The 10371-nt window shown below is 66.1% G+C and carries 12 protein-coding genes; 2 read left to right on the top strand and 10 right to left on the bottom strand.

Annotated elements, in window-relative coordinates:
• From ACSFB7_RS35230 to ACSFB7_RS35195, 8 genes are all read right to left on the bottom strand, one after another.
• A partial coding sequence (locus ACSFB7_RS35230) for a LacI family DNA-binding transcriptional regulator (RefSeq protein ID WP_435476975.1) occupies positions 1-93 on the bottom strand: 93 nt, incomplete at its 3' end.
• 54 nt (positions 94-147) lie between these two features.
• A complete protein-coding gene (locus ACSFB7_RS35225) occupies positions 148-1128 on the bottom strand; it encodes a 2-hydroxyacid dehydrogenase (RefSeq protein WP_435476969.1) in 981 nt (326 codons plus the stop codon).
• A gap of 5 nt (positions 1129-1133) precedes the next feature.
• The gene (locus ACSFB7_RS35220) at positions 1134-2087 is read right to left on the bottom strand and encodes a sugar kinase (RefSeq protein WP_435476968.1); all 954 of its coding nucleotides are present in this window, start codon (positions 2085-2087) and stop codon (positions 1134-1136) included.
• A gap of 12 nt (positions 2088-2099) precedes the next feature.
• The gene (locus ACSFB7_RS35215; protein ID WP_435476967.1) at positions 2100-2843 is read right to left on the bottom strand and encodes a sugar phosphate isomerase/epimerase family protein; all 744 of its coding nucleotides are present in this window, start codon (positions 2841-2843) and stop codon (positions 2100-2102) included.
• Positions 2843-3625 carry an amino acid ABC transporter ATP-binding protein gene (locus tag ACSFB7_RS35210; RefSeq protein ID WP_093237086.1) on the bottom strand — a complete coding sequence of 261 codons (783 nt, stop codon included), beginning with the start codon at positions 3623-3625 and terminating at the stop codon, positions 2843-2845. Before ACSFB7_RS35210 ends, ACSFB7_RS35215 begins: the two co-directional genes overlap by 1 nt.
• 34 nt (positions 3626-3659) lie before the next feature.
• Positions 3660-4457 (bottom strand): transporter substrate-binding domain-containing protein, encoded by a 798-nt coding sequence (locus tag ACSFB7_RS35205; RefSeq protein ID WP_093237085.1) that lies wholly within the window; start codon positions 4455-4457, stop codon positions 3660-3662.
• A 56-nt stretch (positions 4458-4513) separates the two neighbouring features.
• Positions 4514-5167: an amino acid ABC transporter permease gene (locus ACSFB7_RS35200; protein WP_435476966.1), complete on the bottom strand. Its 654-nt coding sequence runs from the start codon at positions 5165-5167 to the stop codon at positions 4514-4516.
• Between the two features lie 27 nt (positions 5168-5194).
• Positions 5195-5866: an amino acid ABC transporter permease gene (locus ACSFB7_RS35195; protein ID WP_435476965.1), complete on the bottom strand. Its 672-nt coding sequence runs from the start codon at positions 5864-5866 to the stop codon at positions 5195-5197.
• A 206-nt stretch (positions 5867-6072) separates the two neighbouring features.
• Here ACSFB7_RS35195 and ACSFB7_RS35190 point away from each other — a divergent pair, with 206 nt between their 5' ends.
• Positions 6073-6810, top strand: a complete 738-nt coding sequence (locus tag ACSFB7_RS35190; protein ID WP_435476964.1) for a metallophosphoesterase family protein — start codon at positions 6073-6075, stop codon at positions 6808-6810.
• Between the two features lie 9 nt (positions 6811-6819).
• Here the strand turns inward: ACSFB7_RS35190 and ACSFB7_RS35185 are convergent, their stop codons facing one another.
• A complete protein-coding gene (locus tag ACSFB7_RS35185) occupies positions 6820-7359 on the bottom strand; it encodes a cysteine hydrolase family protein (protein WP_435476963.1) in 540 nt (179 codons plus the stop codon).
• 68 nt (positions 7360-7427) lie between these two features.
• On the bottom strand, positions 7428-9020 hold the full coding sequence (locus ACSFB7_RS35180; protein ID WP_435476962.1) for an esterase/lipase family protein: 1593 nt from the start codon (positions 9018-9020) through the stop codon (positions 7428-7430).
• 228 nt (positions 9021-9248) lie between these two features.
• Between ACSFB7_RS35180 and ACSFB7_RS35175 the strand changes: the two genes are divergently transcribed.
• Positions 9249-10367 carry an MBL fold metallo-hydrolase gene (locus tag ACSFB7_RS35175; RefSeq protein WP_435476961.1) on the top strand — a complete coding sequence of 373 codons (1119 nt, stop codon included), beginning with the start codon at positions 9249-9251 and terminating at the stop codon, positions 10365-10367.
• Positions 10368-10371 lie beyond the last annotated feature (4 nt).

Raw genomic sequence — 10371 nt, 5'->3', positions numbered from 1 at the left:
TTCGCGGTGATTGAGGAAGCGGGAGACGGTGGCTTTGGAGACGCCCGCGGCTTCGGCGACGTCGGCGATGGTGGCGCGACCCGTCGGTTTCATCGGTGGCTCTCGCTCCCTCTCCCCGAGGGGAGAGGGAGCAAGACACGGAGATCATCATGCGGACGCCGTGTCGTACGGCGCAGTCGGCTTTTCTCCGGCCAGCACCTGCAGCAGATTCGTTGTCGCCAACTCGGCCATCGCATGTCGCGTCTCGTGCGTGGCCGAGCCGATGTGCGGCAGCGGCGTCACGCGCGGGTGCGTGCGCAAGGGCGAGTCGATCGGCAGCGGCTCTTTCGCGAACACGTCGAGCCCGGCCGCGCGCAGCGTGCCGTGGTCGAGTGCATTCAGCAACGCGTCTTCATTCACCGTGGCACCACGGCCACCGTTGATGAAGGCCGCCCCCGGCTTCATGCAGCCGAAGAAAGCGCCGTCGATCATCCCGCGCGTCGCATCGGTCAACGGCAGCATCGCCAGCACGATGTCGGCGCGCGCGAGCAACTCGTCCAGCGGCGTGTGGGTGGCGCGGCCCTGCAGCTCCGGCGCCTGCGTGGCCAGGTCGACCGGGCGGCGCGCGTGGTACAGCACCGGCATGCCGAAGCCCAGCGCGGCGCGGCGCGCCACGGCCTGGCCGATGCGGCCGAAGCCGAGGATGCCCAGCGTCTTGCCGTGCACGTCGGTGCCGAAGAGTTCTTCGCCGATGTTCTTCGTCCAGCGGCCTTCGCGCACAAGATTCGACAGCTCGACCACGCGGCGCTGCGTGGCCATGAGGATCGCGAACACGGTGTCGGCCACGGTCTCGGTCAGCACGTCGGGCGTGTGGCACAGCACGATGCCGCGCTTGTGCAGCTCGGCCAGCGGATAGTTGTCGACGCCGACCGACACGCTCGATATCACTTGCAGCTGCGGCGCCGCATCGAGCAACGCGGCATCGACCGGATGACTCGAACCGATGAGTCCATTCGCGGTGGCGAGCGCGGCAGCAAAGGCTTCGGGCTCCTTGCGCGGATCAGCCACGGTGACGTTGTGGACGGCCTGCAGGCGCACCAGTTGGTCTTCGGGCAACGGCCGGAAGACAAGCACGTTCTTTTTCGTCATGTTCTTCAGAGCCCTGCTTCTTCGAGTTCAGCGCGCGTGGGCAAGCCTTCGGTGTCGCCCAGCACCTGCACCGCGCGCGCGCCGATCCATGCGCCGCGGCGCACGGCCTCGGGCACGCTCTTGCCTTCGAGCAAGGCGCTCACCACGCCGGCCGCGAAGCCGTCACCCGCACCCACGGTGTCGATCACTTCCTTCACCGGAAATCCGTCGACGCGACCAGTGCCGGCCACGTCGCTGTCGTAGTACGCCCCCTCGGCGCCGAGCTTGACCACCACCAGCTTCGCACCGCGCTCGCGATAGAAACGCGCCACGTCTTCAGGTTGCGTATGGCCGGTCAGCAGCAGACCTTCTTCGATACCAGGCAGCACCCAGTCGGCACGTGAGGCGAGTTCATTGACCCAGTGCCGCATGGTCTCGGTCGACGACCACAGCGTGGGCCGCAGATTGGTGTCGAACGAAATGGTGCGGCCCGCGGCGCGCATCACATCCATGGTCTTGAGCCCAGCCTGCAGGCTGGTATCGGAGATGGCGGCGAACACGCCGGTCGCATGCAGGTGGCGCGCCGAGCGCAGCCAGGCTTCGTCCACATCGCCCGGCCCCATGTGGCTCGCGGCCGAACCCTTGCGGTGGTATTCGATCGGCGGATCGCTGCCGTCGGTGACGCGGCCCTTGAACTGGAAGCCGGTGCGCTGCGTCGCGTCGGTGATCACGTGCGAGCAGTCGATGCCTTCGGCACGCATGGCAGCCAGCAGCGCGCGGCCCATCGAGTCGGTACCCAAGCGGCTGGCCCAGCCCACCTTCAGGCCCAGGCGCGAGAGGCCGATGGCCACGTTGGTCTCGGCGCCGGCGGTGCGCTTGTGAAAAGCCTGCGCGTTTTCGAGCGGGCCGGGCCGGTCGGCCACGAGCAGCAGCATCGCCTCGCCAAAGAGAGCGACATCGAAGGCGGTGGGTTCTGTCATGTGATGTGTGTTCTACGCGCGCGCGGCGCGGATGAAGTCGATCTGCGCGCGGGTAACGGCCAGCAGGTCGTCGCCCACGAGCGGGTATTCGATGGCGTGCGGCACGTCGGCGGGCAGTGCACGCAGCACCGCGCGCCACGGCGCGACCGAGTCGCCCAGCGGCACCGCCACCCACTTGTGCGGCAGGCGCTGCGCGCCCTTGCAATGCACATAGCGCACGCGGCGGCCGAGTGCCTGCGCGGCCTGCAGCGGGCATTCGCCAAGCCAGTGCCAGTTGCCCATGTCGAAGGTCATGCCGAGTTCGATGCCGGCGCGATCGGCCACGTCGAAGAAGGTCTGCAGTGCGGCCAGCGTGCCGGCGCGCACCGTCTGGTCGTTCTCGATCACGAGTTCGACGCGGGTTTGCGACAGCTCCACCTTCAGGCCCCAGAGCGAGCCGTGCGATGAAGGCTGGAAGTCGCCGATGGACATCTTCAGCCGCTTCGCGCCCACGCGCGTGGCGGCGGCAATGCCGCGCTTGAGCGCGGCGCTGTCGAGCCAGCCGCCTTCGGCCCACAGGCCCTCGGGGCTGGAGTACACCGATGCAAGGCCATTCAGTGCGGGCAACTCGGCATCGGCGTCGCGCAGCATCTCGCCGCGCACTTCGACCGAATCGGCACCGGCCGCATGTGCCAGTTGCGAACACCAGAGCTGCCCATGCCGCCCCACCTCGGCCGCGCCGAAGGACGACAGAGAAATCAGGACCTCGAAGGACATCAGTGGCCCTGGTGCGAGCTGAGGATCTGGCCGAGGAACTGGCGCGTGCGCTCGTCCTTCGGGTTGCCGAAGAATTCTTCGGGCGGCGCCTGCTCGACGATCTTGCCTTCGGCCATGAAGATCACGCGGTCGGCCACGCTGCGGGCAAAGCCCATCTCGTGCGTCACGCACAGCATGGTCATGCCGTCTTCGGCCAGGCCGATCATGGTGTCGAGCACTTCCTTGACCATCTCGGGGTCGAGCGCGGAGGTGGGCTCGTCGAACAGCATGATCTTGGGCGCCATGCACAGTGCACGCGCAATCGCCACGCGCTGCTGCTGGCCGCCCGAGAGCTGGCTGGGGTACTTGCCGGCCTGCTCGGGAATGCGCACGCGCTTAAGGTACTTCATGGCCACCTCTTCCGCCTGCGCCTTGGTCATGCCGCGCGAGCGCATCGGCGCCAGCGTGCAGTTTTCAAGAATGGTGAGGTGCGGGAACAGGTTGAACTGCTGGAACACCATGCCGACTTCGGCACGCACCGCATCCACGTTCTTGCCGCCGGCCGTGAGGTCGATGCCATCGACCACGATGCGGCCCTTCTGCACCGTCTCCAGACGGTTGATGCAACGGATGAGCGTCGACTTGCCCGAGCCCGACGGGCCACAGATCACGATGCGCTCACCCTGGCGCACCGACAGGTCGATGCCTGTCAGTACCTGGAATTCACCGTACCACTTGTTGACCGCTTCCATGCGGATGATGGCATCCGTGGTGGAGGCGGCGGTTGTGACTGCGTCCGTCATGCTTGTAGGTTCCGTCGTCGGTTCAGCGCTGGGCTCAGTTCATCTTCGGCAGGTCGACCTGCAGCCACTTTTGATAGAGCTTGTTCAGCTCGCCGTTGGCGGTGTTCTTCTGCACGAAGTCGTTCACCGCCTTGTGCAGCTCTTCCTGGCCGGGGCGCATCGCGATGCCCATCGACTGCTGCACCAGCGTGAACTTGTTTTCGTAGGTATTGGCAGGCACGCGCTTGGCGATCTGCGCCGCCACGGTGACCGAGCAGCCGATGGCATCGACCTGGCCCGAGATCAGCGCCTGCATGGCCGATGCGTCGTCGTCGAAGCGGCGGATTTCGGTGCCTTCGGGTGCGGCCTTGGTCACGGCCACGTCTTGCGTGGACGCACGGGCCACGCCCACGCGCAGGCCCTTCAGATCGGCTGCCGCCTTGATGGGGGTCTTGCTCGCGCCATACAGCACGATGGTCGCGGCCGCGTAGGGCTGCGAGAACTGCACCTGCTTCGAACGCTCGGGCGTGATGGCCAGCGAGGCGACCAGCACGTCGACCTTGTTGGTCAGCAGGAAGGGAATGCGGTTCGGGCCGGTCACCGGCACGATGTTGGCCTTGACACCCCAGTCCTTGGCCAGCAGCTTGGCCACGTCGGCGTCGTAGCCGTCGGGCTGGTTCTTGGCGTCGGTGGTGCCGTAGGGCGGAAAGTCGACCAGCATGCCGATGGTGATCTCGCCCTTCTTCTTGATGTCGGCCACGCTCTGGGCCGAGGCGAAGGGTGCGAACACGGTCAGCGCGGCGCCGAGGCCCAGGGCTGCGATGGCAGCACGGCGGGTGGTGGTAACGGTCATTGGATGTGTCTCCTGAATAAAGAAAGGAAGCGACGAGAAAGGAAAAGCGAAAAGGGTCAACGTGCGAGTGCCTGGGCGCGCCTGCGCTCCATGCGGGCGGCCAGCAATGAAAGCGGCCAGCAGATCACGAAGTAGATGGCGGCCACCACCGAGAACACGATGAGCGGCTGGAAGGTGGCGTTGTTGATGATCTGCCCGGCGCGCGTGATCTCGGTGAAGCCGATGATGGCCGCGAGCGACGTGCCCTTGATGATCTGCACCAGGTAGCCCACCGTGGGCGCCAGCGCGATCTTGAAGGCCTGCGGCAGCACCACGTCGCGCATGCGGGCCGTGTACTTCAGGCTCAGTGCCTCGGCCGCTTCCCACTGGCCGCGCGGAATGGCCTCGATGCAACCGCGCCAGATTTCGCCGAGGAAGGCCGCGCTGTTCAGGATGAGCGCCACGCCCGCGGCAATCCACGGGTTGATGTCCAGCCCCAGCACCGGCGCGCCGAAGAAGATCAGGAACAGCTGCAGCAGCAGCGGCGTGCCCTGGAAGATCTGGATGAAGGTGGTCGCAACGGCGCGCGCGCCCTTCGACTCGGAGGTGCGCATGAGCGCGATGATCAACCCGAGGATCGCGCCGCCGACAAAGGCGATGGCCGAGAGCGCGAGCGTCCACTTGGCCGCTTCGAGGATGAAAAGGAATTCGGGAAAGCCGAAGGTACGCATGATGGTTCTTGCTCCGTCCGTCGCCTGTTACCGGCGGTCCGGGTAGTTGAGCGCGCGCTTGTAGATCAGCTTGAACATGGCCGAGAAGGCCAATGCCAGCGCCAGGTAGATGGCGGCCACCACGATGTAGATCTCGAAGCTGCGGAAGGTCTGCGACTGCAGGTTGGCGGCCACCGAGGTCAGGTCGTCGGCCGAGATGACCGACACCACGGCCGAACTCAGCATCAGCAGGATGAACTGGCTGGTGAGCGCGGGGTAGATGGCCTTGAGCGCGGGCTTGATGATGACGAAGCGGAAGATTTCCCAGGGCTTGAGGTTCAGCGCCCTGCCCGCCTCGATCTGCCCCTTGGGAATCGACTCGATGCCCGCGCGAATGATTTCGGTCGCGTACGCACCGAGGTTCACCACCATCGCCACCAGCGCGGCCGTCTGCGGCGACCAGCGCAGGCCGATGGCCGGCAGCGCGAAGAAGAAAAAGAACAACTGCACGATGAACGGCGTGTTGCGGATCACCTCGATGTAGGCATTGACGAGAAAGCGCAGCCAGCCCGGCCCCGAGGTCTTGCCCCAGGCGCAGAAGATCGCGACCACCAGGCCCAGCACCGTGGCAATGAGCGAGAGCTGCACGGTGATCCAGGTGCCCTTGAGCAACAGCGGCCAAGCGGCGAAGACGGCGTCGAATTGAAACTGGTAGTTCATGGTGGAGCGACCGCGAATGGCCACGTGCATGCTCGAAAAGCAATGCTTGCAGCTTATATGAAACCGGTTTCAGGCCAAGTCAGGGATTCCCCTAGGTGGGCGTTTTGTCTCACCTTGCGCAGGCCGTGGCGGGTCAGGGGGCGCGGATATTGCACGCGGCCTAAGATCCCGTTCGCCCCCTTCGGAACACCGCTCAGGACCAGTGCATGCGCATCGCCATCGTCTCGGACATTCATGGAAATCTTCCCGCGCTCGAAGCGGTGGTCAAGGACATCGGCCGGCGCGGCGTCGATGTCGTGGTCAACCTGGGTGACAGCCTCTCGGGCCCGTTGATGCCTCTTGAAACCGCGCAGTTCCTGATGGCACAGGACTGGGTTCATCTCGCGGGCAATCACGAGCGCCAGCTTCTGACGGTGCCCGCCGAGCGGCGCGGTCCGTCCGATGCGTTCGCGCATTCACAGCTTGGCGCGAAGGAGTTCGAGTGGCTCGCTTCGCTGAAACCGAGCCTTCGCTTCAGCCCGCAGGTCATGCTCTGCCACGGCACGCCGGACAGCGACCTTGTGTACTTTCTGGAGACGGTCGAGCCCGGGTGCTTTCGTGCGGCCACGATGCAAGAGATCGACGAGCGGCTCGGCCAGGTCGATGCCGAGTTGATCGCCTGCGGGCACACGCATGTGCCGCGCGTGGTTCGTGCATCCAGCGGGCAGTTGATCGTCAATCCGGGCAGCGTCGGGCTGCCGGGGTATGACGACATTCATCCGTGGCCGCATGTCGTGGAGACGGGCTCGCCGGATGCGCGCTACGCCATCGTCGAGCGCTCGGAAGACGGATGGATTTCGACGTTGGTCTCGGTGCCCTACGACCACGCGAAGATGGCGGCACTGGCAATGGCGCGCGAGCGGCCCGACTGGGCGAGTGCGCTGTCTACCGGGCGCCTGCCCTAGCCTCTTCGATCAATCGCCCAGCACGATGTCCGCGCTCGCGATCGCGCGGATCGGCACGCCGAAGCTGGAGATGTCCGACAGCGTGGCGTTGTGGTGAGCCCTGATCTGCGCGCCGGTGGCGTGCGGCTTGTCGTGCGAGGTGTGCGCGTCGGCCGCGAGCACCACTTCGTCATAAGCCAGTGCTGCGGCGCGTCGCGTGGTGGTGTCCACGCAGAACTCCGACGAATAGCCGCAGATGACCACGCGCCGCACGCCCTGCTCCGACAACCATGCTTCGAGCGGCGTGCGCAGAAAAGAATCGGGCGTGGTCTTGCGGATCTTCGTGTCGCGCGTGTCGACATGCAGCGCGCCCGCGAGCTGCCATCTTTCGGAATCGAATTCCAGGTCGACGGCGTTCTCGTGCTGGATGAAGGCCACGGGCACACCGGCCGCACGGGCACGTTCGGTGAGCGCGTTGATGCGCTCGATGACTTCTTCGGCTTCGTAGGGACGCGGCGCGTCGTCGCAAAGGCCGCGCTGCACGTCGATGACGAGGATGGCAGTTTTCATGGGATTGGAAAGAAGGGCTCTGGACGGGCCATAGTATGCCGCCCGTCACGCACCGGCTGCACGCCGGCTCACCCCCAGGCGCTGACTTCCAGCCGCACCTTGCCGCTGATGCCCGGCGCCGCCGGCGCTGCGCCCAGGCTGGACAGCGGCACGATGAACTGCAGCTTGCCGCCGCTCAGTTGCTTCGGGCTCATCGGCAGCGAGGCCTGCCCTGCGGTGTCGGTCTGCCAGCCGTACTTGACGTTCCAGTTCTGCGCCGGATCGTCCGCCGTGGGCGGCGTCAGCTCGATGACCAGCGTGTCGCGAAACAGCGAGCTGCCTTCGTAGTGGCCGTCGAGCCAGAACTTGTTGTTGACCTGGTAGTCGGGCACGCGCACGCCCAGCGTCATAGCGTAGGCCAGCGTCGGGCGGTCCTGGTTCACGCGGGCCTTGTTGGCAAGGAACACAGTCGACAGGTAGATCGAGCGGCGATCGGGCGTGGCCGGGTCGGTCAGCTCCTTGTGCGTGCGGCAGGCGGGCGAGTCTTCTTCGGCCACGCGACGGCTCAAATACCAGCGCTTGCCGCGCGGCGCGGCGAGCAGCTCGACCTGGTAGAGCGCATCGACGTCGGCGCCCGCGGGCAGGTCGGGTGGCAAGGTGACGCCATCGACGTCGAACCACAGGTCGACCCGCACATCGCCGAACAGGAAGCGCACGAGGTTCTGGTAGGCCTCTTCCGAATTGACGATGCCGAAATAGCCCGAGTGCGAACGGAAGGCGTAGGCAGTGGCCACCGGGCGCGTGTTGCCCGCACCGTCGATGGACCAGAGCGAGGCGTTCTCGATGCGCACCAGCCCGTCGCTGCCGTGGCCCGCGAACATGCGCGACAGGCCCTTGGCGGTTTCGTAGTCGCCCCGGTTGGAGCCGACCATGCAGAAGAAGCGCTCGGCCGGAAAGGCCGAAGTCGGCAGGTAGTCCATGCGGCCGTTGACCGCCGGCGTGGCCAGGTACTCCGACATCTTGTCGCGGTTGAAGGTGTTCATCTCGTTCACCGTGAGCCAGGCCGGCACGTTGATGCCGCCCATCTCGATGCCGTTGTGCGGCGTGGCGTAGGTGAACACCTTGTCGACACAGGCGCGCGCCTGCGCATCGCCCAGCGCGGGGTTCTGCAGGAAGGCGCGCACCACGAGCCCGCCCATCGAATGCGCGACGAGGTAGCAGCGGAAATCGGCGAGCGCATAGCCCGGCCCCTCGCGCTGCGCCACGAGGTCGCGCACGCGCAGGATCAGCTGGCTCAGACCTTGCGCGTAGACCTTCACATCCCTGGCCTGGCCATCGCCCAGCAGCTCGGAGCCGCTGTCGTAGTAGCGGTAGATGATGACCGAGGCCGAGGGAATGCCGTCCACGTCGTTGCCGTTTTCGTCGGGCGAGGGCTTCCAGTCGTCATCGAGGATGTCCAGGCCGTTCTGGTAGACGCTCTGGTACTGGAAGTCGGCCAGCAGGCGCACCACCGGCGACTCGAAAACGAACTTCTGCGCCGCCGCATCCTTCTTGACGGTGGCCCGGTAGACCGTGGAGCCGGCATTGAAGCCGCAGAACGGATCGGCCGCGGTGTCGTCGCGCTCGGCCTCGGTCATGGCGTAGCCGCGCACGTAGATGATGGGATAGCGATTGCCACTCATGCCTTGCCTCCTTCAAGCCGATGGAAGCCCGGCAGTGTGCCGCCGGACAGGCATTCCGGCCATACAGCGCATGGCCTACAACGTCGCGCACGAGGCACGGGGATGCAGGCACAGAGCGGCCGAATGCCCCTGCCCACCGAATGTTTCTGTCGCTGAAACCATTGAAACACCCGTCATGGCTAGTCTTGCGCCATCGGACCAATACAACACACGCAGAGGGTTTTTCTCATGGCTGAAGATTCGGGCTCGCAGGGGTCATATCTGCCCCAGATCCTGCGCCGGGGTACCGCGCTCGCCGCGGCCGGCTGCGCATTCGTCGCGGGCTGCAGCGCCACCAGCAGCGAAGCGCGCTACGACAACTCGCCGCAGTTCAGGGACGGCGGCTTCCACAACATGGCCAACCCCGACATGCCGGCCCAGGCCAGTGCATGGCGCATCTGGTCGCGCTTCATCGTGGGCAGCAAGGTCGACACGGTGCCGGTCGATGCGATTCCCGTGCAGCCCATCGACCGGGCCGCGCTCGACGCGCTCGACGTCAAGGCCAACCACGTGGTGCGCCTGGGCCATTCGTCGCACCTGCTCAAGCTGCGCGGCAAGTACTGGCTGATCGACCCGGTGTTCAGCGAGCGCGTGTCGCCGGTGCAATGGGCCGGGCCGAAGCGCTTTCACAGGCCGCCGATCGCGCTGGAGCAATTGCCGCCCATCGAGGGCGTGGTGCTTTCGCACGACCACTACGACCACCTCGACCTGGCGACCATCGAACACCTGGCCAAGAGCGCGCAGCATTATTTCGTGCCGCTGGGCGTGCGCTCGCGCCTGTTGGTGATGGGCGTGCCGGCCGAGCGCGTGACCGAACTCGACTGGTGGCAAGGGGCCGAGCACGACGGCGTGAAGCTCACGGCCACGCCCGCGCAGCATTTCTCGGGCCGCACGCTGGGCGACCGCGACCGCACGCTGTGGGCCTCGTGGGTGCTGCAAAGCGGCGACCAGCGCATCTTCTACAGCGGCGACTCGGGTTACTTCCCGGGCTTCAAGCAGATCGGCGAACGCTTCGGCGGCTTCGACATCGCGCTGATGGAAAACGGCGCCTACGACGTCATGTGGCCCGCCGTGCACATGACGCCCGAGCAGAGCGTGCAGGCCTTCGAGGACCTGCGCGGCAAGGTCTTCTTCTCGGTGCACAACAGCACCTTCGACCTGTCCTTCCACACCTGGCACGACCCGCTGGACCGCATCGCGGCGCTGACCGAAGCGAAGAAGATCGAGTTGGCGACGCCGGTGATCGGCGAGGCGGTGACGGTGGGCGCGGCGCGCACCAACACGCGCTGGTGGGTCGGGCTGAAGTAGCACG

It is taken from the genome of Variovorax raffinosi (assembly GCF_051216615.1).
In the GTDB taxonomy this organism is placed as follows: domain Bacteria; phylum Pseudomonadota; class Gammaproteobacteria; order Burkholderiales; family Burkholderiaceae_C; genus Variovorax.
Note: the sequence above shows the minus strand (reverse complement) of the source record. Positions and strands in the feature narration are given on the sequence as shown.